We start from the raw sequence: 24,763 nt of genomic DNA, 5'->3' as shown, positions 1-24,763 counted from the left end.
GAACTTCTTGAGCTACACCATGGGTGGGCTCGTCTTCGGTGCGATCTACGCGCTCATCGCGCTCGGCTACACGATGGTCTACGGCGTGCTGCAGCTCATCAACTTCGCGCACTCCGAGGTCTTCATGTACGGCACCTTCGCCGTCGCGTGGGTCTTCATCCTGCTGCACGGCACCGGCAGCGCGACCTGGAGCCTCGGTGAGGCCGTCCCAGTCCTGCTGGTCGCCCTGGTCGCGGCCTGTGCGCTGTCAGCGGGCGTGGCACTGCTGCTCGAACGGCTGGCCTACCGCCCGTTGATGAACAAGAACGCACCCAAGCTGATCGCGCTGATCTCCGCCATCGGTGCGTCCTTCGCGCTCGCCGAGGCCATGGGCCTGCGCGACCGCTTCGCCGAGGTCTTCGGCCTCGACGACAACCTCGCGGACTACGTCGCCCCGGGCAAGGCCCGAGACGTCTACACCAACCCGGTGACGATCCGCGAGCACGACATCCTCACCATCGGCGGCTACACGCTCTCCGACGTCGACCTGGTGATCATCGTCGCCGCGCTGCTGATGATGGTCGCGCTCGACCAGTTCGTGCGTCGTACCCGCTTCGGTCGTGGCATCCGCGCTGTCGCGCAGGACCCCGAGTCCGCGGCGCTGATGGGCGTGAACCCGACCCGCGTGGTCCAGCTCACCTTCCTGATCGGCGGCCTGATGGCCGGCGCCGCGGCCACGCTCTACATGATGAAGGTCGGGGTGACCCGCCAGAACGCGGGATTCATCCTGGGCGTCAAGGCGTTCACCGCGGCCGTCATGGGCGGCATCGGCAACCTGCGCGGGGCGCTCCTGGGTGGTCTCATCCTGGGCGTGATGGAGAACTGGGGCTCGGCGCTGTTCGGCCAGAACTGGAAGGACGTCGTCGCGTTCGTGCTGCTCGTCCTGATCCTCCTCGTGCGGCCCTCCGGCCTGCTCGGTGAGTCCCTGGGGAAGGCACGCGCATGAGCAGGGTCGGCAGCTACTTCAGTCCTCTCGGCCAGGCCATGGACGCGGTGTCGGACGGCTACAAGCGTCAGCACCCGGCGGTGAAGGCCCTCATCCTCGTCCTGGTCGCGCTCTTCTTCTACGGCCTGCCGCTGCTGCGCCCGCCGCTGATCACGACCAACGAGATCGACTTCGGCGGCGTGATGTTCCAGGTCGCCGCGTTCGCGCTGGTGGCCCTGGGCCTCAACATCGTCATCGGCTACGCCGGCCTGCTCGACCTCGGGTACGTCGGCTTCTACGCCACCGGCGCCTACACCACCGGTGTGCTGACCTCGCAGCACGGCTCCTGGCCGTTCTTCCTGGCCCTGCCGGTGGCGATCGCGGTCACCATGGTCACCGGCGTCATCCTCGGTGCACCGACGCTGCGGGTCCGTGGCGACTACCTCGCGATCGTGACGCTCGGTTTCGGAGAGATCATCCGGATCTGCGTCAAGAACATCGAGTGGCTCGGTGCCTCGGCGGGCATCAAGGACATCCCGCACCCGAACACGATCGGCCCCGCGGCCGAGCCGCCGTTCAAGCCGGGCGGCCTGTTCGAGATCCCGCGCCTCGAGTGGGACGGGCTGGTCCCGCACCTCGACAAGGAGCACTCGGTCCACTTCCTGGTGTTCGGCGCGACCAACGCGATCCCGTACTACTGGTTGATCCTGACCGCGCTGGTGCTGGTCCTGCTGGGCGACCGGCTGGTCAAGAACAGCCGGGTCGGGCGCGCCTGGGAGGCGACGCGCGAGGACGAGGACGCCGCTGAGCTGATGGGCGTGCCGACCTTCAAGTTCAAGCTGATGGCGTTCGCGCTGGGTGCCGCGATCGGCGGCCTCTCGGGCTCGTTCTACGCCAGTGGTCAGGGTGGCTACATCAGTCCCGACAGCTTCCCGCTGCTGCTGTCGATGCTCTTCGTCGCGGCGGTCATCGTCGGCGGGTCGGGCAACCGGTGGGGAGCGATCGCCGGTGGTGCGCTCGTCGCCTACCTGCCCGAGCGCTTCCGTGAGTTCGCCGACTTCCGTCTGCTCTTCTTCGGCCTGGCGCTGACCGTCCTCGCGGTCTGGCGCCCGGAGGGCCTGCTGCCACCGCGGCGGACCCGTCGTGCCAAGGCGGCTGCGGCCGAGATCGAGGCACTGGAGGAAGGCGAGCTGGACGAGCAGCTGGAGGAGGAGCCCCGCAATGTCTGAGTACTCCCCGTACGACGCGAGCTCGGCCAAGGCCCTGCTCGAGGTCGACCACGTCACCTTGAGGTTCGGTGGCCTCACCGCGCTCGACGACGTCAGCTTCACCATCAACGAGGGCGAGATCCTCGGCCTGATCGGGCCCAACGGTGCCGGCAAGACGACCTGCTTCAACGTCATGACCGGCGTCTACCGGCCCACCTCGGGGGAGGCGCGCTTCGACGGCACGTCGCTGACGAAGCTGAAGAAGCACAAGATCACCCAGCTCGGCCTGGCCCGGACGTTCCAGAACATCCGGCTGTTCAAGTCGATGACGGTGCTCGAGAACGTCATGGTCGGCACCGACGCGCACAGCAAGGTCGGCTTCTGGGACGCGCTGCTGCGCACCCCGCGGCACCGTCGTACCGAGGCCGCCTCGCTGGCCAGGGCGAAGGAGCTGCTCGACATGGTCGGCATCAAGGCCCGCCACGACGAGCTCGCCTCGAACCTGTCCTACGGCGACCAGCGCCGCCTCGAGATCGCCCGCGCGATGGGCACCAACCCGAAGCTGCTCTGCCTCGACGAGCCGGCGGCCGGCTTCAACCCGGCCGAGAAGGTCAAGCTCATGGAGCTGATCCGCAAGGTCCGCGACGCGGGCTACACGGTGCTCCTCATCGAGCACGACATGCGGCTGGTCATGGGCGTCACCGACCGGATCGTGGTGCTGGAGTTCGGGCAGAAGATCGCCGAGGGCGCGCCTGCCGAGATCCGCGACAACCCGGCGGTCATCGCCGCCTACCTGGGAGTGGATGAAGATGCTTCTTGAGGTCGACGGCCTCCAGGTCAACTACGGCCACATCGAGGCCATCCGCGGCATCTCGTTCTCGGTTCCGGAGGGCACGGTCACCTCGCTCGTCGGTGCCAACGGCGCGGGCAAGACGACGACGCTGAAGACCATCTCGGGCCTGCGCAAGGTCCGCGGCGGCGCCGTCCGGTTCGAGGGCGAGGACATCACCCACCTGCCGCCGTACGAGCGGGTCAAGCGGGGGATCAGCCAGTCGCCCGAGGGCCGTGGCTGCTTCCCCGGCATGACGGTGCTGGAGAACCTCGACATGGGTGCGTTCCTGCGCAAGGACCGCAAGACCGCGGCCTACCGCGAGGACATGGACCGTGTGTTCACCCTGTTCCCGCGGCTCAAGGAGCGCGAGAAGCAGGCGGCGGGCAGCATGTCCGGTGGTGAGCAGCAGATGCTCGCCATCGGCCGCGCGCTGATGTCCAACCCCCGCCTGCTGCTGCTCGACGAGCCCTCGATGGGACTGGCGCCCAAGCTGATCCAGCAGATCTTCACGATCATCACCGAGATCAACCAGCAGGGCACGACCGTGCTCCTCGTCGAGCAGAACGCCGCCCAGGCGCTCAAGCGCTCGCACGACGCACACATCCTGGAGACGGGCGAGATCGTGCGCTCGGGCACCGGCCAGGACCTCGCGGTCGACCCGGCGGTGAAGGCCGCCTACCTCGGCGGCGACATCTGATCGCAGGCAGGACACGACGAAGGGCCCGGGCGATGCCCGGGCCCTTCGTCGTGGTGCGGTGGCGTCAGAGGACCTTCGAGAGGAAGGCCTGGGTGCGCTGGTGCTGCGGGTTGCCGAGGACCTCCGCGGGGCGGCCTTCCTCGACGACCACGCCGCCGTCCATGAACACGAGCTTGTCGCCGACCTCGCGGGCAAAACCCATCTCGTGGGTCACGACCATCATGGTCATGCCCTCGGTGGCGAGCTCCTTCATGACCGCCAGCACGTCGCCGACGAGCTCGGGGTCCAGGGCACTGGTGGGCTCGTCGAACAGCATCATGTCCGGATTCATCGACAGGGCGCGCGCGATGGCGACGCGCTGCTGCTGACCGCCCGACAGGTGGGCCGGGTAGGCGGCCTCCTTGTCGGAGAGGCCGACGCGGGCCAGGTTGTGCCGGGCGACCTCGACCGCCTCGTCCTTGCTCCGCCCACGCACGGTGCGCTGGGCGAGGGTGAGGTTCTTCAGGACCGACAGGTGCGGGAACAGGTTGAACTGCTGGAACACCATGCCGATGCGCGAACGGACGTCGTCGAGGTCGGTGTCCGGGTCGCAGATGTCGATGCCCTCGACCAGGACCTTGCCGGACGTCGGCTCCTCGAGCCGGTTGACGCAGCGCAGGAGCGTGGACTTGCCCGAGCCGGACGGCCCGATCACGCAGACCACCTGGCCGGCGTCGACGAAGAAGTCGATGCCCTTCAGCACCTCGTGGTGGCCGTAGGACTTGTGCAGTCCGCGGACGTCGATCGCGGGGGCCGGTTCGCCGTTCGGGCCGAGCACGGTTGCCGTCATCGTGATGCCTTCCTCTGTCGACGTTCGAGCCAGGACACCAGCTGGGTGAGCGGCAGGGTGATGACCAGGTAGAGCAGCGCCGCCTGCACGAGGCTGGTGGCCGTGCCGGCGGAGACGCCCGACGACTGGAAGTCACGGGCGATCGTCGTCAGCTCGCGCTGGTCGAAGGTCGCGCCGATGACCGACAGCAGCGCCGTGTCCTTGATGAGCAGCACGAACTCGTTGGTCAGCGGCGGGATCACGATCCGGAACGCCTGCGGCAGCACCACGCGGGTGGTCGTCGCGATCGATCCCATGCCCAGAGAGCGCGCCGCCTCGGTCTGGCCCTTCGGGACGGCCTGGATGCCGGCACGCAGGGTCTCGGCCATGTAGGCGCCCGCGACCATGATGAGCGCGATCAGGCCCGCGCCGACCAGGCCGCCCGGCGGGCGCCACTGGAACGCGATCGGCAGGCCGAAGCCCATGAACACGATGACGATCAGGGCCGGCAGGCCGCGGAAGAACTCGATGTACACCGTGGCCAGCCAGCGCAGCGTGGCCACCGGCGAGAGCCGCAGGAGCGCCAGGGCGAGGCCGAGCGCCAGTCCACCGGCGAACGCGATCGCTGTGTACTTGATGGTGTTGACGGCGCCGATGGTGATCAGGTCGCCCCAGTTGCCCCCCGAGAGCGCGACACCGTCGTCGCTCCAGAAGTTCTCGTGGATCCGGCCCCAGTCGGCGAGCAGCACCAGGACGGCGGCCACGACGACGACGCCGAGGTTCAGCGCCCAGATCTGGAGCCGCCGCCGGGTGCTGCGCCTCACTTGACCTCGAAGTACTTGTTGTAGATCTCGTCGTAGGTGCCGTCCTCGCGCATGTCGGCGAGCGCCTCGTTGACGTCGTCGACGAGTGCGGTGTTGGTCTTGGCCATCGCCAGGCCGTACTGCTCGTCGGTGTCGTAGGTCTCGACGATCTTGTAGGCGCCGTCGGTGGTGTGGACCAGGTTGACCGGCAGGTCCTGGAGGAGGGCGTCGACCTGACCGGCCTTCAGCGCCTGGAACATCTCCGGGTCGCCCGGGAGCACGACGACCTCGGCGCCCTTGGCGTTCTGGGTCGTGTAGGTCTCGCCGGTGGTGGCCTTCTGCACGCCGACCTTGACGCCGTCGAGGTCGCCGATCCCGGCGATGTCGCTGTCGGCAGGCACCAGCAGGGACTGCTTGGAGTCGTAGTAGCCGTCGGAGAAGGCGAGGGCCTTCTTGCGGTCGTCGGTGATGGTCATGGCGGAGGCGGCGAGGTCGCACTGGCCGGAGTTCAGGGCCTGGCCGTTCTGCAGCGGGTCGAAGGCCGAGTCCTGGATCGCGATCTTCAGGTCCAGCCGCTCGGCGATCTCGCTCACGATGTCGATGTCGAAGCCCTTGTAGCCCGTCGGGGTGGACTCGTCGATGTCCTCGAACGGGGCATAGGGGATGTCCGAGCAGACCGAGAGGGTGCCGTCCTTGACGAGGTTGGCGCCGCTCTTCGTGGTGCCGCCGTCGTCCGATCCGCACGCGCTGAGCGAGAGGGAGGCGACGGCGACGACGGCCAGGACTGGAAGGCGCAACTTGTTCATGCGGGGGACTCTAGATGTTGTGAAAGTCACTGCGAAATGACGCCCCTGCGGGAAACAGTCTCGTATCCGAGATGTAACACCGAATGAGGGATCACCACTTTCCGTGGGTGCTGCCCGCCGCGTAGTCTTGGCCGGCGGGCCGAGGGACTGCGGCCCGGTTCTCGGGGTTGTGACGTCTTGGGTGAGGAAGGCAGGGACCCGATGAGTCGGTACTCGCTGACGACGCGCGTGGCCACACGCGAGGACGCCGTCGCCCTCACCGAGCTGTGGAGCGACGCCGTACGACGGGCCGACCGGTCGGAGCAGGCCGCCGACCTCGAGCTCGTGATCAAGACGGCCGCCGCGTCCCCGGAGCAGCGCGTCGTCGTCGTCGAGTACGACGGCAACCTGGCCGGTGCCGTCTACCTCCGGATCACGACCCTCTCGCCGCTCAACCTCGAGCCGTGCGTGCAGTCGATCCACCCGCGGGTCTTCGACCACTACCGGCGCCACGGCGTCGGCCACACGCTGATGGAGGCCGCGACGGCGTTCGCGGAGGAGAACGGCATCCTCCACGTCGTGACCGCCGTCCCGCACTCCTCGCGTGACGCCAACCGGTTCATGGCGCGGCTCGGCCTGGCGCCGGTCGTGATGTACCGGATCGCGCCCACCACGCTGCTGCGCAGCCGGATCTCGCCCCAGCGCTCGGCCGTCGGTGCCGACAGCGGTCGCACCAAGGTGCTCGCCGCCCGGCGCTCGCTGCGCCGGGCCCGGGCCGAGCGGCTCGCCGCCGCCGACTGACCAGCAGGCTCGGCAGGTCAGCCCTTCGGGGTGGGGTCGCGCTCGATCAGCGCGCAGGTGATCCGCGAGGTGCACACACGGCGCCCGTCCTCGTCGGTGATCGCGATCTCGAAGCTCGCCATCGTCCGGCCCAGGTGGAGCGGGGTCGCCACGCCGGTGACCAGGCCCTTGGTCGCGGAGCGGTGGTGGGTGGCGTTGATGTCGGTGCCGACGGCGAACCGGCCCGGGCCGGCGTTGAGCGCCGCGGCGACCGAGCCGAGGGTCTCGGCGAGCACGACCGAGGCGCCGCCGTGGAGCAGCCCGTAGGGCTGGGTGTTGCCCTCGACGGGCATCGTCGCGACGACCCGCTCGGGGCTGATCTCGACCAGCTCGACGCCCATCCGCTCGTTGAGGGCGCCCATGTTGGCGCGCAGGAAGTCGGCGATCTCCTCGTTGCTCGTCATGGGGCGACGATAGCGACGCGGTCGCACCACCCGGCGGTCGGTCGGCTGTCGGTCGGGATCGGTAGAGTCGCCGGGTGCCCCAGCCAGTGTCGGAGACCACTCGACCGCGTCTGCTCCTCCTCGACGGCCACTCGCTGGCCTACCGCGCCTTCTTCGCCCTCCCGGTCGAGAACTTCTCGACCGCGACCGGCCAGAACACCAACGCCGTCTACGGGTTCACCTCGATGCTCGTCAACGTGCTGCGTGACGAGCAGCCGACCCACGTGGCGGTCGCCTTCGACGTGTCGCGGCAGACCTTCCGCACGGAGGAGTACGCCGAGTACAAGGCCAAGCGCAACAAGACGCCGGGGGAGTTCAGCAGCCAGCTGCCCTTGATCGAGCGGATGCTGACCAGCTTCTCCATCCCGTTCCTCAAGGCGCCGGGCTACGAGGCCGACGACATCATCGCGACCGTGGTCACCCAGGCGCTGGCGGACGAGGAGAGCGGGCTCGAGGTGCTGATCCTCACCGGCGACCGGGACTCCTTCCAGCTGGTCACCGAACGCTCGACGGTGCTCTACCCCATGCGGGGCGTGTCCGACCTGGCCCGCCTGACGCCGGCCGCGGTGGAGGAGAAGTACGGCGTACCCCCGCACCGCTACCCCGAGCTGGCCGCCATCGTGGGGGAGCAGTCCGACAACCTGCCGGGTGTCCCCGGGGTCGGCGCCGGGTTCGCCGCGAAGTGGATCAACACCTACGACGGCCTCGACAACGTCATCACCCACGCGGACAAGATCACGGGCAAGAAGGGTGAGTCGCTCCGCGAGCACCTCGGCGACGTGATCCGCAACCGGCGGCTCAACGCGCTGGTCCGCGACCTGCCACTCGGCGTCACGATCGACGACTTCGCGCGCAGCGACTGGGACCGGGCGGCCGCCCTGGAGCTCCTCGACGAGCTGGAGATCCGCGGCGAGCTGCGCACCCGGATCATGGACGTGGTCGCGCCCGGCGAGGACCTCGCGGTCGAGGCCGGCGTCGAGCTCGACGGCACCAGCCTCGCCCCCGACGCCGTCGCCGGATGGCTGGCCGGGATCGGCAGCGAGACCGTCGGCGTCAGCGTCCGCGGCACCTGGGGCAGCGGCACCGGACGGGTGAGCGGGTTGGCTCTCGCGCTCGCCGACGGCCGGGCGGCGTACGTCGACGTGGATGCCATGACCCAGGCCGACGACGCGGCGCTGGCCGACTGGCTCGCCGACACGAGCCGGCCGAAGGTGCTCCACAACGCCAAGGGCCCGCTGCTCGCCCTCGCCGCGCACGGCTGGCAGCTGGCCGGCGTGGCCGAGGACTCCGCGCTGGCGGCCTACCTCGTCGCGCCCGACCAGCGCTCCTACGACCTCGCCGACCTCACGCTGCGCTACCTCCACCGCGAGCTCAGCCAGGCCGAGGACGACGACCAGGGCATGCTCTTCGACGAGGACGAGGCCACCGCCGGCATCGCCCGCAGCGCGATGGTCCAGGCCCGCGCGGCGCTGGACCTCTCGGCCGAGCTGGCTGACGAGGTCGAGCGGGCGGGCGGGCGATCGCTGCTCACCGACGTCGAGATGCCGCTCGTCGGCATCCTCGCGGGCATGGAGCAGACCGGCATCGCGGTCGACACCGAGCACCTCGAGGGCCTCGAGACGCACTTCGGCGAGGAGGTGCGCAAGGAGGCCGAGGAGGCCTACGCCGTCATCGGCAAGGAGATCAACCTCGGCTCGCCCAAGCAGCTGCAGGTCGTGCTCTTCGACGAGCTGGGGATGCCGAAGACCAAGCGCACCAAGACCGGCTACACGACCGACGCCGACGCGCTGCAGGGACTGTTCAAGCAGACCGAGCACCCGTTCCTGCTGCACCTGCTGCGCCACCGCGAGGTCATCCGCCTGCGCCAGACCATCGAGGGCCTGCTCAAGACGGTCCAGCCCGACGGCCGGATCCACACCACCTTCCACCAGACCATCGCGGCGACCGGCCGGCTCTCGAGCACGGACCCGAACCTGCAGAACATCCCGGTCCGCACCGAGGAGGGGCGCCGGATCCGCGAGAGCTTCGTGGTCGGCCCCGGCTACGCCTCGCTGATGACGGCCGACTACAGCCAGATCGAGATGCGGATCATGGCGCACCTCTCCGAGGACGCCCTGCTGATCGAGGCCTTCCGCTCAGGACGCGACTTCCACGCCGAGACCGCCTCGCGGGTCTTCGACGTCGCCTCCGACGCCGTGACGCCGGAGATGCGCGCCAAGATCAAGGCGATGAACTACGGCCTCGCCTACGGCCTGTCCGCCTTCGGGCTCTCCCAGCAGCTCGGCATCGAGCCCGGCGAGGCCGCCGGCCTGATGACGGAGTACTTCGAGACCTTCGGCGGCATCCGCGACTACCTCACCGGCGTCGTCGACGAGGCTCGTCGTACCGGCTTCACCGAGACGATCATGGGCCGGCGCCGCTACCTGCCCGACCTCACCAGCGACAACCGGATGCGACGCGAGGCGGCCGAGCGGATGGCCCTCAACGCGCCCATCCAGGGCTCGGCGGCCGACCTGATCAAGGTCGCCATGCTGCGCACCAGGGCCGCGCTCGACGAGGCCGGCCTGGCCTCGCGGATGCTGCTCCAGGTCCACGACGAGCTCGTGTTCGAGGTCGCCGAGGGCGAGACCGAGGCGCTCGACGCCCTGGTCCGCGAGCAGATGGCCGGCGCGGCCGACCTCACGGTCCCGCTCGACGTGTCGGTCGGCACGGGCCGCAGCTGGCACGAAGCAGCGCACTGACCACACCCGGTGGTTGAGGTGCGAGGAGCGCCAGCGACGAGCCTCGAAACCTCCGGGCATGGTGCTCGGACTCGCCCTTCAGAGGAGCGGGTGCACCGGAGCGGGTGGTTTCGAGGCTCGGCGCCGGGGCGCCTCGCACCTCAACCGGCGGTGGTCCCCTCGCGCTTGTGGCGGATCATCTGCAGCCCGATCAGCAGCAGCACGACGAACAGGTCGACCGCGGCGACCGTGGTGGCGAGGCCGAGCACGGTCTCGGCGGTGGCGCCCGCGACGACGAGGACGAGGACGCCGGCCGCGATGAGGTACTTGGTGGCCCGGCCGCGCTTGGCGAGCCCGGCGTACACCAGCAGCTGCAGGACCGAGAGCAGGCCGCCGAGGACGGCGAAGAGCCACAGCCGGTCCTGCACGCCGGCGTAGTCGTTGCCGCCGATGAAGACGAGGGCGAGCCCTGAGAGCAGGTACGTCGCCCCGGTGGCCGCCGCGCCGAGGCCGGCCACGAAGGTCAGGCCCTTGAGCACGGCCGTGCGGCTCTCGCCGTCGGAGGACATCGACGGGAAGAGGATCACCACGGCGAACTGCGGCAGGAACAGGACGGCCTTGGTGACGATCAGGCCGCCGGCGTACAGGCCGGCGTCGTGCTCGTCGAGGACGCTGCGGGCAACCACGACGTCGAGGTTCGACAGTGCGGTGAACGCGAGCAGGGCGACCGAGCTGCCGAGCATCTCCATGACCACGTCGCGCCGCACGTGGGTGTCGTGGTGCTCGACGTCGTCGTCGGGCCGGTGCCGCAGCGCCCAGGAGCCGACCGCGACGGGGATCCACGACGCGATGAGGACGCCGAGCATGGCGCTGGTCTCCGTCGCCGAGACGAGCAGGAAGCCGCCGCCGAGCAGCACGCGGGGCACGCCGACCGCGACGTAGACCGTGCTGAGGGGCAGCCAGCGACGCTCGCCCTGGAGGACGCCGGCCTGGCCGCCCATCACGGTCACCGGTACGACGCACAGGGCCAGCAGGATCGCCGGCATCAGCCCGTCGAGGCGGAGCAGGTGCCACACGGCGGGTGCGGCGGCCAGCGAGACGAGGCCGAGCACCAGCGCGGCGCGCCAGGTGGTCATCAGCACGGTGCGCTCGATCGCGGCGACGTCGCCGGGCTCGGCCGAGATCCGACGGGCGGCGGTGGCCTGCAGCCCGAGCTGGAGGACGGAGAGCACCATCATCAGCGCCATCATGCTGGCCACGGCGCCGTACTGGCTGGGGCCGAGCAGGCGGGCGGAGACCAGCTGGAAGGCGTAGGTGCCGATGTTCATGACCGCCATCGCGATGGCGATCCCCGCCGTGCTGCGCAGCAGCCGGCGCAGCCGGGACTGGGAGACCTGAACGGACGTCGTCACGCCTGCAGATTAGAGCGATTCCCGGCAATCCAGAGATTCCACGCCCAGCCGAATAAAGTGACCGACGCCACGGGGAGGTGGCGAGGGGAGACGTGGGATGAAGGACACCGAGGAGCAGCGCGGGACCGCGAGGGGTCTCGCCGTGACGGCGTACGCCCTGCTGACGCTGCTCATGCTGCTCCAGCAGCCGGGGGAGACCACCTACGACACCCGCGCCGAGCTCACGCAGCGGCCGGGGGACTTCCTGGCCGGCGCGTTCACGCTGTGGCACCCGGAGTCGAACTTCGGGGAGTTCCAGAACCAGGCCTACGGCTACCTCTTCCCGCAGGGCACCTGGTTCTGGCTCAACGACCTGCTCGGCGTCCCCGACTGGGTCGGCCAGCGGCTGTGGTCGGCGCTCGTCCTGGTCGTCGCGTGGGAGGGCGCGCGGCGGGTCGCCCGGGCCGTCGGCCTCGCGGACCTGCCGGCGCTGCTCGCCGGTGCGGTCTACGCGCTCTCGCCGCGCCTACTCGGCACGGTGGGCGTGCAGACGGCCGAGTCGCTGCCCGGTGCGGTGATGCCGTGGTTGGTGCTGGCGGTGGTCCCGCACCTGCGCGGCAGGCTCGGCGCGCGCAGCGCGGCCCTGATGAGCGGTGCTGCCGTCGTCTGCATGGGCGGCGTCAACGCCGTCGAGACGGCGGGATCGCTGCCGCTCGCCGCGATCCTGGTGCTCTGGGGTGCCCGGCGCGGGCTGGCGGAGCGCCGTTTCGTCCTCGGCTGGGGCGCTGCCGTCGCCGCCGGCTGCCTGTGGTGGGCGGTGCCGCTCGCGGTGCTCGCGCGCTACGCCCCGCCGTTCTACGAGTACGTCGAGAGCGCCGGCGACACCACGTCCCTGGTGGGCTGGTCGGAGTCGGTCCGCGGCGACTCGTCGTGGCTGGGCTACCTGCTCTCCGGTGACCAGCCGTGGTGGCCCGCGGCCTTCCACCTCGCGACGGAGCCGCTGCTGGTGGTCGTCGCCGCCGTGGTCGCCGCGATCGGTCTGGTCGGCCTGACCCGCATCGAGTCCGACCTGCGCCGCCCGCTCCTGCTCGCGGTGCTCCTCGGCCTCGGCTGCCTGACCGTCGCCCACGGTGGACCTGCCGGGTCCTTCCTCGCCGACCCGGTCCGCTCGCTGCTCGACGGTCCGCTGCAGATCTTCCGCAACGTCCACAAGATCGACCCGGTCGTCCGGCTGCCGCTGGCGATCGGCTTCGCGACGGCCGTGGCGCTCGCCGCGCAGGAGCTGGTACGCCGCCGCCCGCGCCTCGAGACCGCCCACCGCGGGCTGCTGGTGCTCCCGCTCCTCCTGGTCGCGGTGCTCGGCCAGCCCCTCGTGCTCAACCAGTCCCGCACGACCGGCTGGGACGAGATCGCCGAGCCGTGGCAGCAGGCGAAGGCCTTCCTGGCCGATCAGCACGCGGGGCGGGTGCTCGTCGTCCCGGGCTCGAGCTTCGCGCTCCAGGACTGGGGCTGGACCATCGACGAGCCGCTCGCGATCCTCGGCGGCACCGATGTCGTGTCCCGCACCCAGGTCCCGCTGGTGCCGGGGGAGACGATCCGCTACCTGTCGGCGCTCGACCAGACGATCGCGACCGGTCGCGCCACCGAGGCCCTCGCCGACGAGCTGGCGCGGGCCGGCATCACCCACGTGGTGCTGCGCCGGGACCTGCTCCGCCAGCAGACCCGTTCGCCGCACCCGGGCGGCGCCGCCGTGTCCCTCGCGCGGGCCGGTCTCCAGCGCCTGGCCGGGTTCGGCGAGACCGCCGACGGGGCGGCCACCGTCGAGGTGTTCGCCGTCCCGCACCGCGAGGACCGGCTCCGCACCACGGACGCCGACGACGTCCTCACCGTCCGCGGCACGCCGGAGAGCGTCCTCGCGCTCCAGGCGACCGGCGTCCTCGACCCCGCCCGCGCCACCGTGCTCGAGGGCGAGCCGGGGTGGGACCCGCCCGCCGACGTGGTGACCGACGCCAACCAGCGCCGCGAGCGGGCGTTCGGCAACAACGACGAGGCACTCTCCGCGCTGATGGGCGCCGACGACGGCTTCCGCGTCGAGCGGGCCGTCCACGACTTCCCGGCCGGGCCGTCCGGCCACCCCGTCGTCGCCGGGTACGACGGCGGCCTGGACCGGGTGTCCGCGTCCAGTGCGCAGGGCTACGCCGACAACTACGGGGCGGTGACGGTCGAGTCCGGTCCGCAGGCGGCCGTCGACGGCGACCTCGACACCCGCTGGGTCAGCTCCGGCATCGGCCGCGCCGACCAGCAGTGGCTGCGCCTCGACCTGACCGAGCCCGAGCGGGTGCACGAGGTCACCGTCACCCCGGTGGCGGACGACCGGCTCGTCGTACCGATCCGGGAGATCGAGGTCGTCGCCGGCCGTCAGCGGGTGCGCGCGAAGGTCGGCGCCGACGGCGTCCCGGTCGTGGTCCCGCTCGACGGCAGCGCCGTGGACCGCGTGGAGGTCCGCGTCGTCTCCGCGGCCACCGACGCCCGTGCGGCCCGGGTCGGCCTGCGCGAGGTGCGCATCGACGACCTCAGGCCGACCCGCACCTACGTCCTTCCCGGCACCGCCCCGGACGACGCGGCGCTGGTGTTCTCGGCGGTGCCGGGACGCCGCGCCTGCTCGATCACCCTGGGCCGTCCCGACTGTGACGTCGCCCGGATCCGCGGCGCGGAGGAGCGGGGAGGCCTCGACCGCAGCTTCGTCACCGACGCCGCAGCGCGGGTCCGGATCACCGGGCACGTGGTCGCCCGCAGCACGCCCGAGGCGGCGCTCCTGCTCGCGCCGTTCAGCGACCGGCTGCCCGTCGGCGCCACCTCGTCCTTCGGGCAGGACCCCAAGGTCGCTGGCCGTTTCGCCCATGACGGTGAGCCGTCGACGACGTGGGTGTCCGACGACACCGACCTGTACCCCACGCTGAGCTTCCGCTGGCCGGAGCCGACCACGATCACCGGCCTGCGCGTGCCGACGGCCGGCGTCGACGGCGCCCCCGTGTCCGCCGTGGTCACCGGGGACGACCGGGAGGACCAGGTCGTCACGCTCGACACGGACGACACCATCGAGCTCGCGAAGCCGGTCACGACCCGCGCGCTGACGGTCCGCTTCGAGAAGGCCGCGGGCTGGTCGCACGTCGTGGTGCCGGAGATCGCCCTCGAGGGCGCCGACGTCACCCAGCCCTTCCTGGCCGATGCGCCGACCGGTGCGGTCTGCGGCTTCGGTCCGGAGGTCGTGGTCGACGGGCGACGGCTGGCGACGCGGGTGACCGGGACCATGGCCGACATCGCGAACGGCAGCCCGATGGCCCTCGAGGTCTGCGACGCCGACGGCACGGGGGAGCCGGTCGCCACCGACCTGGGCGCGGGCGAGCACCGGCTGGCCGTCGTACCCAACGCGGAGATGGAGGCCCTCGACCTCGCCGTGGTGCCGGACGACACCGTGGCCGCGCCGGGACCCGGACGTGCGGTCGAGATCGAGCAGTGGGGGAGCAGTCGCCGTACCGCTCAGGTCGCCGCGGGGCCCGCGACCGTGCTGAGCGTGCCTGAGAACTTCAACGACGGCTGGGTCGCGGAGGCCGACGGCCGCCGCCTCGAGCCGTTGCGCGTCGACGGCTGGCAGCAGGGCTGGGTGCTCCCGGCGGGCGGGGCGGTCGAGGTCGAGCTGCGCTACGCCCCCGAGCGGACCTACGACGTGGTGCTGCCGGTCGGCCTCGCCGTCAGCGGCGGGGTGCTGCTCGCGGGCCTGGCCGCGCTGGTGCTCACCCTCCTCCATCGCCGCCGGTACGACGCCGAGCCGGTCGCGTGGCCCGACGCCGAACCGTGGACCGGCCGGCTCTGGCTGGTCACCGCGGTGGGGGTGACCCTGCTCCTCGGACCGGTCGCTGCCGCCGGCCTGCTTGCCGGCAGCCTGCTGCGCCGTCCCGTCGGGCTGCCCGCGGCCGCCGGGGCCCTGCTGGTCGCCTCGGGCGTGCTCGACGCGTGGACCAGCGCCTCCGTGGTGGCCGACCTGGCCGACCTGTCCGCGGCCGTCGCGGTGGGCCTGGTCGCCGGGCTCGCGCTCGGGCCGCCGTCGTGGTCGCGGACCCGCACGAAGTCCCGGAAGGTGGCGTCATGACCGGCCGCTTCGCCGCCTGGCGCGGCGCGCAGGGCCTGGCCGCCCTCGGCATCCTGCTGGTGACCGCGGTGGTCCGGGGCTGGCTGCTCGCGGGCTCGTACTTCAACCAGGACGACTTCTACATGACCGGGCGGGCGGCCGAGTCCGACCTGACGTTGGACTACCTCACCCGCGACTTCGCCGGCCACGTGAACCCGCTGCAGCAGCTGACGCTGTGGCTGGTGGCGCACGGGGCGCCGTACCGGTGGCCGGTGCTGGTCGTCGGCATCCTGCTCGTCAACCTGCTCGCCGTCGTGCTGATGTGGCTGATCCTGACCCGGTTGCTGCCCGGCCGGTGGGCACGGGTGGGACTGCTCGCGGTGTTCGCGTGGACGCCGCTGACGCTCGTGTCGACGCTGTGGTGGAGCGCGTCGATGTTCCTGTGGCCGCACGTCGTCTGCTCGCTCGCCGCGGTCTGGCTGCTGGTCCGCTGGAAGCAGGAGGGCCGGCCGGTGCGGCACCTGCTGGCGATCCTGCTGGTGACCGCGATCGGCCTGCTCTGGCACGAGCGTGCGGTCCTGATACCGCCGCTGGTGTTCGGCGTGGCGGTCGCGCTCGCCGACCGGGCGACCGGCTGGCGCAAGGTGACCGCGGCCCTGCGCGACCACGCGTGGCTCTGGGGCTCGATGGTGGCGCTCCTCGGCGGCTTCCTGTTCGCGCACTCCCGGCTGACCGAGGTGGTCGGCGGGGAGACCGACGCCGACAAGCTGCTCGGCGTGACGTGGTCCTTCCTCGGTCGCAGCGCCGTCCCCGGGCTCGCCGGCGGCCCGTGGACCGGCGAGGTCAACGGCGGCGCGGTGGTCCCGGCCACCTGGGTGACCGTCGTCAGCCTGCTGCTCGCGGCGCTGGTGCTGGTCCTGCTGCTGCGCGGAGGCGGCCCGGCCCGGCGGTGGGCGCTCGCCGTCCTCCTCGGGTACGTCGCCGCGGACACCGCGCTGCTGCTGAGCGGCCGCGCCGCGTTCGGCTCCGTGATCGGCCTCGACCCGCGCTACTCCGCCGACATCCCGCACGCCGCGGTGCTCTGCGCGGCCCTGGCCCTGCGCGGCGGTCCGGCCGGGCTCGGCCTGGCCCGGCTGGCCGACCTGCGCCGGCGCCGTGTCGTCGTCGCGGGCCTGGTCGCGGCGTACGCCGTCGCGGCCGGCTTCGGCACCGCCTTGCTGGTGCCGCACTTCCAGAACAAGGACGACCGCGCGTTCGTCGAGGCCTATCGCGGGGACCTCGCGCTCGACCCGACCGTGGTGGTGTTCGACGAGCTCGCGCCGGCCGAGCTGGTGCTGCCCCTGGTGGGCGACGACTCGCGCTTCTCCCACATCTTCGGGCCGCTGCCCGAGAACCCCGCCTTCGACGAGCCGTCGCCGCGGTTGCGGATGATCGGTCCCGACGGGCACCTGCGGCCGCTGGTGTTCGACGGCACCGTCGACGCGCCGCCCGGGCCCGACGGGGACTGCGGCTACGAGATCACCGGCATCCGCAAGGACGTCCCGTTCGTGCTGCCCGTCGAGGGCCGGCTGGCGCTGCGCGTGCAGTACTACACGCAGGCCGAGGCCACCGTCACCGTCGAGGCCGGCGACTGGAGCGACGAGTTCCTCGCGCGGCGCGGGCCGAACGAGGTCTGGCTGGTGCTGCCCGACCTGCCCGGCACCGTCCCCTCCGTCGACCTGACCTCCGACGGCGACGAGCCGGTCTGCGTCACCGACGTCGCGGTCGGGCTCCCGGTGCAGCCGTGAGACGACCGGGACCCGACCTGGCGGTCACCGGCCTGGTCGCCCTCGTCGTGCTCGGGCCGCTGCTGCTCGGCACCGGGTTCTGGCTGGTCGGCGACATGGTGTTCGTGCCCGACCAGCCGTGGAAGTCCGCCTGGCTGGGCCTCGACGGGGCGCTCCCGCGCGCGGTGCCGATGGACGCGCTCGTCTCCCTGGCGACGTACGTCGTGCCGGGGGCGTTGGTCCAGAAGGCCCTGCTGGTGGGGGGATTCCTCGCCGGTGGGCTCGGCGCGGGCCGGCTGGTGCGCGAGCAGGCCTGGTTCGCCCGGGCGGCCGCGATCACGCTGTTCTGCTGGAACCCGTGGGTCCACGAGCGGCTGCTGATCGGGCAGTGGGCCATCCTGCTCGGCTACCTCCTGCTGCCGTGGGTCGCCCTCGCCGCGCTGCGCCTGCGCCGTGACCCGACCGACGTCGCGCCGGCCGCCGTCGTGCTGGTCGTCTCCGCGGTGTGCAGCCCGTCCAGCGGGGTGATGGCCGTCGGCGTGCTGGTGCTCCTCGGCCTGACCCGGGACCGCCGGGGCTGGTGGCGGGCCGCGCTCGTCGCGGTGCTCGCCAACCTGCCGTGGCTGGTCCCGGCGCTGACCGCGGACGCGGTCGACGTGTCCACCGACGGCGTCTTCGCCGGCTTCGCCGCCCGCGCGGAGTCCGGCGCCGGGACCCTGGCGAGCCTGTTCTCGCTCGGCGGGATCTGGAAGACCTCGATCCTGGCGGGGGAGCGCACCAGCGCCCTGCTGGTCCTGCTCTCGTGCCTGCTGTCCGTCGTCGCGCTCGTGGGTCTGTGGCGGGGCGCGCCCGACCGGGCGCGCTGGCTCACCGTCGGCGGTACGGCGCTCCTGCTCGCGCTGCTGCCGACCACCGCTGCCGGCGCCGACCTGCTCGAGCAGGTCGGCGAGGTCGTCCCCGGTGTCGCCCTGCTGCGGGACTCGCACCGCTTCCTCGCGCCCCTGGGGCTGGTCCTCGCTGTCGGCGCGGCCCACGCGGCGACGCAGCTGCGCGCCGCGATCCGCCCGGGCCGCGGCGCCCTCTGGAGCGCCGTGGGGTTGCTGGTCGCCGCCCCCGTGCTGCTGCTCCCGAGCCTCGCGTGGGGTGGCGGGGGCGAGATCGAGCGGTCGTCGTACCCGCAGGCGTGGGCGGACGTCGCCGACCTCGTCGGGCCGGACGAGCTGACGGTCGTGCTGCCGTGGGCCGGCTCCTACCGTGGCTTCGACTGGAACCACCGCCGTGCCGTCCTCGACCCGGCGCCGCGCCTCCTGCCCGGCACCGTGCTGGTCGACGACAGCGTCCGGCTCACCGACCGCGTCGTACCGCCGGAGGACCCGAGGGTGGTCGCCGTCGCCGGTGCGCTGGAGGCCGACGACCCCGCGGCGGCGCTGCGGGACCTGGGCGTGCGGTGGGTGCTCGTCGAGCGGGGGATGGGCGACGTCGAGGTGCCCGCCGCCGAGGTCCGGTACGACGCCGGCGGGCTCACCCTGCTCGACCTGGCCGCCGACGGTCCGGTCGCCACGGGCGCGACACCCGCCCGTCCCGCCCTGGCCCGTTGGCAGGAGATCCTCGTGTCTTTCGGTCACGGTTTGGCGATTCTTTTGCTTTTGGTCGGCGCCACAGGGATACTCCGACCAGGGAGTAACGGGCGTCACACCACATGAGGGACATGGGGGGCGTGGCGCTCTGCGCTGGTCTTTGGGAGGGGACCTTCGCATGAACATCATCATTTCGACGATCGTCGGTGCCCTGGCATCGACGGCTGTGCTCGTCACCGGCGTCCACGCCGCGCAGAGCGACCAGAAGTCCGTCAGCAACGAGCAGCTCTACAGCTACTCGGACCAGTAGTCGTCGACCGCCGCACCGTCTCCCGTAGGGGTCGGTGCCCGGTTTCGCCGTACGCCCTTGGGAGGGGGCGTCTGAGCAGACGGCTTGGGAGGGTCCGATGCTGCAGATCGTCATACCGGCGTTCAACGAGGAACGTCGTCTGCCGCGCACGCTGCACGCGCTGCGCCGGCACGTCGCCGAGCACCGTGGTGTGCTCGGACGGGTCGAGGTGCTCGTCGTCGACAACGCGAGCACCGACGCCACCGCCGAGGTGGCCCGCGCGGCCAGTACGAGCGCGATGCCCGTGCGGGTCGTGCGCTGCACCCGCCGTGGCAAGGGTGCCGCGGTCCGGGCCGGGCTGCTCGCGACCGAGGCCGAGCTCGTGTGCTTCATGGACGCCGACGGCGCCACCGGCCTCGACGCACTGGAGGCCGCCTGGCGGCGGCTCCTGCTGGGTGCCGACGTCGCGATCGGCTCGCGCGCGCACGCGGACAGCGACACCGAGGCCCGGCACTGCCGGACCCGGTCCAAGGGCGCCGCGGCCTACCGCCGGCTCGCGAGCCGGCTGGTGCCGGGCATCGCCGACACCCAGTGCGGCTTCAAGATGTTCCGCGGCGACCTGGTCCGCGAGGTCGTCGCCGGCCTGCGCACGTCGGGCTTCTCGTTCGACGTCGAGCTGCTCGTCCGGCTGCGCGCGGCCGGTGCCGAGGTCGTCGAGATCCCGGTGACCTGGGTCGACGTCCCCGGGTCCACCTTCGACCCCGTGCGCCACGGCGCCGGGGCCTTCGCCGAGCTCGCCCGGATCGCCTGGTCGACCCGTGGGCTCGTCCCGACCCCCCGCACCCCCCAGGCGCAGCCCGGCAGGGCGGCCGGCCGAGGCACGCGGTCCCCCATGCCGCTGCCCGCCGTGATCGCCCTGCCGGCTGTCGTCGCCGTGCCGGTCATCGCCGCGCTCCCCACCCGGAGCCCACGATGACCCAGCACACCACGGAGCTGTCCGGTCGCCGGGTCGTCGTCGTCAACTGGCGCGACCTCGACCACCGGCAGGCCGGAGGTGCGGAGATCTACGCCTGGCAGTACGCCCGCGCCCTGCGCGACGGCGGCGCCGAGGTGCGCTTCGTGACCGCCCGCGACGCGGGCCAGTCCGCGCACGAGGTGGTCGACGGCATCGAGGTCCACCGGGGCGGCACCCGCACCGGGTTCATCCCGTTCGCGCTCGGCTGGCTGCTCCGGCACCGCCGGGACGTGGACGCGGTGATCGACCCGTCCTGCGGGCTGCCGTCGTTCTCGCCGCTGGTGCTGCGCCGCCGCACGCCGGTGCTGCTCGTGGTCCACCACGTGCACCAGGCGCAGTTCACCGCGCACTTCCCGGCGCCGGTCGCCGCCTTCGGCCGGTGGCTGGAGCGGGTGCTGATGCGCCGGGTCTACGCCCGCCGCACGACCGCGGCCGTCTCCGCGTCGACCGCGACCGAGATGCGCCAGCAGCTGGGCTGGACCGGTGACATCCGGATCCTCGCCAACGGGGCCGACCTGCCGTCGTACGACGGGGAGCAGGCCTCCGCCAAGGACGCCGACCGGATCGCCGTGCTCGGGCGCCTGGTCACCCACAAGCGGGTCGACCTCGTGCTCGAGGCCCTCGCCGCGTGCCGGGACCGGGCGGCGCTGGCCGGCCGCGACCTGCGGGTCGACGTCATCGGCCAGGGTCCCGAGCGCGATCGGCTCGTCGCCCGCGCCGCCGAGCTCGGCCTCGCCGACCGGGTGGTCCTCCACGGCTACCTGCCGGCCGCCGACAAGGACCGGCTGCTCGCGCGGGCGGCGCTCCACGTGTGCGCCTCCGACGCCGAGGGGTGGGGGCAGGCCGTCATCGACGCCGCGGGCTGGGGCGTGCCCACGCTCGCGCGCGACGTCCCCGGCCTGCGCGACTCGATCCTCGAGGGCGAGTCCGGCTGGCTGGTCCCCGACGACGCCGACCTCGGCGTGGTCGCCGCCCGTCTGGCCGACGCGCTCGAGAGCGCCCTGGCCACCACCACGGACCCGGCCGACCGGGTCCGGCGAGCCGACGCCTGCCGGGCGTGGGCCGCACGATCCGACTGGTCGCGGATGCGCTCCGACGCGCGCGCGCTGACCACCGAGATGCTCACCGGCGGCACCATGCCGTCCGGTCTTCACCACCCACGCGATGCTCGCGTGGCCGTCTGAGAGGTGCTGTCCATGCGCAGCAAGCTTGCCGCCGTTGCCATCGGGCTCGGTGTCTTCATGATCGTCGCGGCCGTCCTGGTCCGCGCCTACGCCTACCCCACCCTCGCGACGGTTCCGGCCGACTACAAGGGCACCACCTACCTGGAGGCCAAGGGCGCCCAGGTCCTCGACTGGGAGTCGATCCAGAAGCCCGGCCCGCTGGTCTCGGAGACCCACGACCTGGCGATCCAGTCCTTCACCATCGCCGACACCGGCGCCAAGGCGCCCGACGGTGTCGTGGTGTGGGTCAACTCCACGACGGTCATGCAGGACGACGGCACGCAGTTCCAGCGGACGCAGGAGCGCGCGCCCTTCGACGGCGTCAGCGGCGCGGCCGTCGACTGCGCGTCGTGCGAGTCGTGGACCTCGGACACGGCGGTCTACGACGGCCAGGAGCGCGTCGAGACGCCGCTCGAGCGCCAGGGTCAGGTCTACAAGTTCCCGTTCGGCACCGAGAAGAAGTCCTACGACGTGTGGGACGGCACCCTCGGCGAGGCCACTCCCGCGAAGTTCGAGGGCACCGAGAAGGTCGACGGCCTCGAGGTCTACAAGTTCGTGCAGACGATCGAGCCGACCATGGTCGGCACGCAGGAGCTGTCCGGCACGAAGTTCGGCGCCGCCGACCCCGCCAACGTCGAGGCGGAGCTGTGGTACTCGATGACCCGCACGTTCTACGTCGAGCCGCAGACCGGATCGCCCGTCAACCGCACCGAGGAGCGCATGCAGGAGCTGCGCTACGACGGCGTGGCCGTCCCGGTCTTCAACGGCACCGTGCAGTACACCGCGCAGCAGGTCAAGGACCTCGTCAACGGCACCAAGGACCAGACCGGTGCCAAGGACAACGCCATGCTGCTCGGCGGCCTGCGCCTGCTGTTCCCGCTGCTGCTCGTCCTTGTCGGCGCGGCGCTGCTGGTCGGCGGGCTCTTCCTCGGCCGCAAGGCGCGCAGCGAGCGTGACGTGAAGGCGGACGAGAAGCCGCTGGTCAACGCCTGACCCGACACAGATCTCCTCTTCACAGGAGGGAGACGACGGCCTCGAGCAATTGCTCGAGGCCGTTGTCGTTCCACTGCGCGGCCCGGCCGCGCAGGGTGAGCACCGTGGCGCCGTCGAGCCCGACGGCGCCCAGGGACAGCCCGGTGCCGCCGGCCGTGACCGGGTGGAAGGACAGCGCCCGGACGCCGGGCGCCATCACCTCGCCCAGGTGCGAGACCAGCAAGGTGGAGCCCAGCCTCGGCGCCAGGGCGCGCAGCGCCGCTCCGGTCGCCTTGGCCACGAGCGGGTGGCCGCCTGCCGCAGTGGAGGGTGGGGTCTGCACGGGGGCCTGCGCGAGAGCGGTCGCGATGCCGGCCGCGTCGAGGCGCTCGACGTCGGTCAGGCGCAGCAGCACGCTGCGGTCCGCGACGGGTCCGTCGGCCGCCCCCGCCTGCTCGCGCACGGCGCCGACCGCGATCGCCACGTGCTCCGCAGCCCGGCCGCGCGCCCGCTCACGGGCGACGACGGCACGGGCCGCGGCGTCGACGAGGGCGGCGGTGCGGTGGCTGCCGGGCACGGTGCACTCGACGAGGACGTCGCCGGGGGCCGTGGGATCCTCCGCGGCGCGAGCAGGCGTGACCCGGGCCGGCGGGTGCAGGAGGGCCTCGCGCAGCCGCCGGGTCGTCGTCCGGGCGGCGCTGCCGCTCGTCGGACGGCTGCCGACGCCGCGGGCCCCCGAGCGCACTTCACCCGCACCGAGGCGCTCGAGCAGGGTGAGCAGGCCGAGGCCGTCGACCGCGCTGTGATGGGCCGAGAGCACGAGCTGGTCGCCGGTGGATCCGACCAGCAGGGGAGCGGGATGGGCGTCGACCAGGCCGGCGCGGAGCGTGGCGAGGTCGTCGGACCGCCGTACCGCTGGGGGAGGGGGCCACGCCTGCTGCGCGGACACCGCGCCCAGGCGCTCGGCGAGGCCGGCCGGCTCGGGCAGCGTCGCCGTCAGCAGGATCCGCCAGCCGATCCCCGGATCGGCGACCCAGCGGGTCACGGTTTGTGGGCCACGACGACCAGGCTCACGCCGGGCAGCCGCTTGAGGGGGAGCACCCGCTCCATCCCGACCGCGGCGCGCAGGCCGGCGTTGAGGACCGGGTGGACGGCCTCCATCTCGCTCTCGGGCGCGTCCTTGTTGCGCCGCCGCGCGCGGACGACCGGGCGCAGCAGCACGTTCCACGACGACAGCTGGTCGATGACCAGGCCGGCGCCGCGGACGAGGTCGGCGAGCTGGTCGCGCTCGTAGCGGCGCACGTGCCCGAGCGCGACGTCGTGCCCGCTCCACAGCGCCATCCCCGCAGGTACGGCGACCAGGACCCGGCCGCCGGGGCGCAGCACCCGCGCGGTCTCCGCCGCGACGGCCACGTCGTCGTCGATGTGCTCCCACGCGTCGGTCGACATCACCAGGTCGACCGAGCCGTCGGCGACCGGCAGCCGCTGTCCGTCGCCCCGCAGCACCGGGATGCCGCGGGAGGCGGCGATCTCCGCGCCGGTCGAGGTGTACTCCACCCCGACCGCCTGCCAGCCCAGCTCCCGCAGGACGACGGTGTTGCCGCCCATCCCGCAGCCGACGTCGATCGCTCGGCCGGTCGGCCAGTCGCGCACGGTACGGCGGACCAGCGCCCGCCGCGCGGCGTACCACCAGTGCCGTCGCTCGAGCGCTGCCGATCGGGCGATCTCCTCCGCGTCCACGCCGCCAACCCTAGGGCGTGGCCGGGCGGTCGTGGACGCGGAGGAGAGGACTCAGATCCGTGTCGGGTCCGTGCGTCGTACCCGGATCTCGCGACCGTCGCGGATGCCGCCCCAGTCGGTGTCGGCGACGGTCGGGTCGGTCCGGTGCATCTTGAAGCGCCGGTTCGCGCTGCCCGTGACCTCCTGCTTGTCGGTCAGGCCGTCACCGTCGGTGTCCTTCTTGAGCGGGTTCGACCGCCGGGTGGTGATCGTGTACCAGCCGCCGTCGCGCTTGTAGCGCTGCACCCGCTGGTTGATCCGGACGCCGACGACCTCCTGCCTGTCGGTCAGGCCGTCCCGGTCGGTGTCCTTCGCACAGGGGTTGGTGCGCACGGTGCCGATCGCCTTGCCGCGACGCGGCCGGCCGACGTTGGTGAAGACGACCTGGCGGATGGTGATTCCCTTCGCCTCGGGGCCGTCGACGAGGCCGTCGCCGTCGGTGTCACGACGCAGCGGGCTGGTGTGCCCGGTGGTGCAGCCGTTCGTGGCCTGCACCTCCTGCTGGTCGGTGAGCCCGTCGTT

At 72.3% G+C, this 24,763-nt stretch carries 21 protein-coding genes; 13 read left to right on the top strand and 8 right to left on the bottom strand.

Features of this window, described 5'->3' with window-relative positions:
• Positions 1-7: 7 nt before the first annotated feature.
• From ASE20_RS00930 to ASE20_RS00915, 4 genes are read left to right on the top strand one after another with little or no spacing between them, the layout of a single operon-like run.
• The gene (locus tag ASE20_RS00930) at positions 8-985 is read left to right on the top strand and encodes a branched-chain amino acid ABC transporter permease (RefSeq protein WP_225868989.1); all 978 of its coding nucleotides are present in this window, start codon (positions 8-10) and stop codon (positions 983-985) included.
• A complete protein-coding gene (locus ASE20_RS00925) occupies positions 982-2,193 on the top strand; it encodes a branched-chain amino acid ABC transporter permease (protein ID WP_225868988.1) in 1,212 nt (403 codons plus the stop codon). The genes ASE20_RS00930 and ASE20_RS00925 overlap by 4 nt, the downstream gene beginning before the upstream one ends.
• Positions 2,186-2,992, top strand: a complete 807-nt coding sequence (locus ASE20_RS00920) for an ABC transporter ATP-binding protein (protein ID WP_056892656.1) — start codon at positions 2,186-2,188, stop codon at positions 2,990-2,992. Before ASE20_RS00925 ends, ASE20_RS00920 begins: the two co-directional genes overlap by 8 nt.
• Positions 2,976-3,701, top strand: a complete 726-nt coding sequence (locus ASE20_RS00915) for an ABC transporter ATP-binding protein (RefSeq protein ID WP_200952671.1) — start codon at positions 2,976-2,978, stop codon at positions 3,699-3,701. The genes ASE20_RS00920 and ASE20_RS00915 overlap by 17 nt, the downstream gene beginning before the upstream one ends.
• Before the next feature lie 64 nt (positions 3,702-3,765).
• Here the strand turns inward: ASE20_RS00915 and ASE20_RS00910 are convergent, their stop codons facing one another.
• From ASE20_RS00910 to ASE20_RS00900, 3 genes are read right to left on the bottom strand one after another with little or no spacing between them, the layout of a single operon-like run.
• Positions 3,766-4,530 carry an amino acid ABC transporter ATP-binding protein gene (locus ASE20_RS00910; protein ID WP_056892654.1) on the bottom strand — a complete coding sequence of 255 codons (765 nt, stop codon included), beginning with the start codon at positions 4,528-4,530 and terminating at the stop codon, positions 3,766-3,768.
• Positions 4,527-5,333, bottom strand: coding sequence for an amino acid ABC transporter permease (locus tag ASE20_RS00905; RefSeq protein ID WP_056892653.1), 807 nt, complete (start codon positions 5,331-5,333; stop codon positions 4,527-4,529). The genes ASE20_RS00910 and ASE20_RS00905 overlap by 4 nt, the downstream gene beginning before the upstream one ends.
• Positions 5,330-6,118: a transporter substrate-binding domain-containing protein gene (locus ASE20_RS00900; RefSeq protein ID WP_056892652.1), complete on the bottom strand. Its 789-nt coding sequence runs from the start codon at positions 6,116-6,118 to the stop codon at positions 5,330-5,332. The genes ASE20_RS00905 and ASE20_RS00900 overlap by 4 nt, the downstream gene beginning before the upstream one ends.
• 201 nt (positions 6,119-6,319) lie before the next feature.
• On the opposite strand from ASE20_RS00900, the gene ASE20_RS00895 reads away from it, so the two are divergent.
• On the top strand, positions 6,320-6,898 hold the full coding sequence (locus ASE20_RS00895; protein WP_082612035.1) for a GNAT family N-acetyltransferase: 579 nt from the start codon (positions 6,320-6,322) through the stop codon (positions 6,896-6,898).
• A gap of 17 nt (positions 6,899-6,915) precedes the next feature.
• On the opposite strand, the gene ASE20_RS00890 is transcribed toward ASE20_RS00895, so the two are convergent.
• Positions 6,916-7,341, bottom strand: coding sequence for a hotdog fold thioesterase (locus tag ASE20_RS00890; protein WP_056892651.1), 426 nt, complete (start codon positions 7,339-7,341; stop codon positions 6,916-6,918).
• Between the two features lie 74 nt (positions 7,342-7,415).
• Between ASE20_RS00890 and polA the strand changes: the two genes are divergently transcribed.
• On the top strand, positions 7,416-10,121 hold the full coding sequence (gene polA / locus ASE20_RS00885; RefSeq protein ID WP_056892650.1) for a DNA polymerase I: 2,706 nt from the start codon (positions 7,416-7,418) through the stop codon (positions 10,119-10,121).
• Between the two features lie 140 nt (positions 10,122-10,261).
• Here polA and ASE20_RS00880 read toward each other — a convergent pair whose 3' ends face one another.
• Positions 10,262-11,512: a lipopolysaccharide biosynthesis protein gene (locus ASE20_RS00880; RefSeq protein ID WP_056892649.1), complete on the bottom strand. Its 1,251-nt coding sequence runs from the start codon at positions 11,510-11,512 to the stop codon at positions 10,262-10,264.
• A gap of 97 nt (positions 11,513-11,609) precedes the next feature.
• Here ASE20_RS00880 and ASE20_RS00875 point away from each other — a divergent pair, with 97 nt between their 5' ends.
• The 7 genes from ASE20_RS00875 to ASE20_RS00850 all read left to right on the top strand — a co-directional run bounded on the left by ASE20_RS00875 (position 11,610) and on the right by ASE20_RS00850 (position 22,483).
• A complete protein-coding gene (locus ASE20_RS00875; protein ID WP_056892648.1) occupies positions 11,610-15,641 on the top strand; it encodes an alpha-(1->3)-arabinofuranosyltransferase domain-containing protein in 4,032 nt (1,343 codons plus the stop codon).
• The gene (locus ASE20_RS00870; RefSeq protein WP_056892647.1) at positions 15,638-17,407 is read left to right on the top strand and encodes a hypothetical protein; all 1,770 of its coding nucleotides are present in this window, start codon (positions 15,638-15,640) and stop codon (positions 17,405-17,407) included. The genes ASE20_RS00875 and ASE20_RS00870 overlap by 4 nt, the downstream gene beginning before the upstream one ends.
• A complete protein-coding gene (locus ASE20_RS00865) occupies positions 17,404-19,089 on the top strand; it encodes a hypothetical protein (RefSeq protein ID WP_056892646.1) in 1,686 nt (561 codons plus the stop codon). The genes ASE20_RS00870 and ASE20_RS00865 overlap by 4 nt, the downstream gene beginning before the upstream one ends.
• Positions 19,090-19,141: 52 nt before the next feature.
• On the top strand, positions 19,142-19,273 hold the full coding sequence (locus ASE20_RS25790; protein WP_263969870.1) for a hypothetical protein: 132 nt from the start codon (positions 19,142-19,144) through the stop codon (positions 19,271-19,273).
• Between the two features lie 97 nt (positions 19,274-19,370).
• Positions 19,371-20,228, top strand: a complete 858-nt coding sequence (locus tag ASE20_RS00860; protein ID WP_056892645.1) for a dolichyl-phosphate beta-glucosyltransferase — start codon at positions 19,371-19,373, stop codon at positions 20,226-20,228.
• Positions 20,225-21,451: a glycosyltransferase family 4 protein gene (locus ASE20_RS00855; RefSeq protein WP_056892644.1), complete on the top strand. Its 1,227-nt coding sequence runs from the start codon at positions 20,225-20,227 to the stop codon at positions 21,449-21,451. Before ASE20_RS00860 ends, ASE20_RS00855 begins: the two co-directional genes overlap by 4 nt.
• 12 nt (positions 21,452-21,463) lie before the next feature.
• Positions 21,464-22,483: a DUF3068 domain-containing protein gene (locus tag ASE20_RS00850; RefSeq protein ID WP_056892643.1), complete on the top strand. Its 1,020-nt coding sequence runs from the start codon at positions 21,464-21,466 to the stop codon at positions 22,481-22,483.
• A 19-nt stretch (positions 22,484-22,502) separates the two neighbouring features.
• Here ASE20_RS00850 and ASE20_RS00845 read toward each other — a convergent pair whose 3' ends face one another.
• From ASE20_RS00845 to ASE20_RS25970, 3 genes are read right to left on the bottom strand one after another with little or no spacing between them, the layout of a single operon-like run.
• A complete protein-coding gene (locus tag ASE20_RS00845; protein ID WP_056892642.1) occupies positions 22,503-23,507 on the bottom strand; it encodes a hypothetical protein in 1,005 nt (334 codons plus the stop codon).
• Complete coding sequence (locus tag ASE20_RS00840; protein ID WP_056892641.1) at positions 23,504-24,202, bottom strand: class I SAM-dependent methyltransferase; 699 nt, start codon at positions 24,200-24,202, stop codon at positions 23,504-23,506. The genes ASE20_RS00845 and ASE20_RS00840 overlap by 4 nt, the downstream gene beginning before the upstream one ends.
• 51 nt (positions 24,203-24,253) lie before the next feature.
• Positions 24,254-24,574 (bottom strand): binary toxin-like calcium binding domain-containing protein, encoded by a 321-nt coding sequence (locus tag ASE20_RS25970; RefSeq protein ID WP_056892640.1) that lies wholly within the window; start codon positions 24,572-24,574, stop codon positions 24,254-24,256.
• Between the last annotated feature and the right edge of the window lie 189 nt (positions 24,575-24,763).

Origin of the sequence: Nocardioides sp. Root240 (assembly GCF_001428825.1) — a bacterium.
GTDB lineage: Bacteria > Actinomycetota > Actinomycetes > Propionibacteriales > Nocardioidaceae > Nocardioides.
This window is presented reverse-complemented; position numbering and strand designations above follow the sequence as displayed.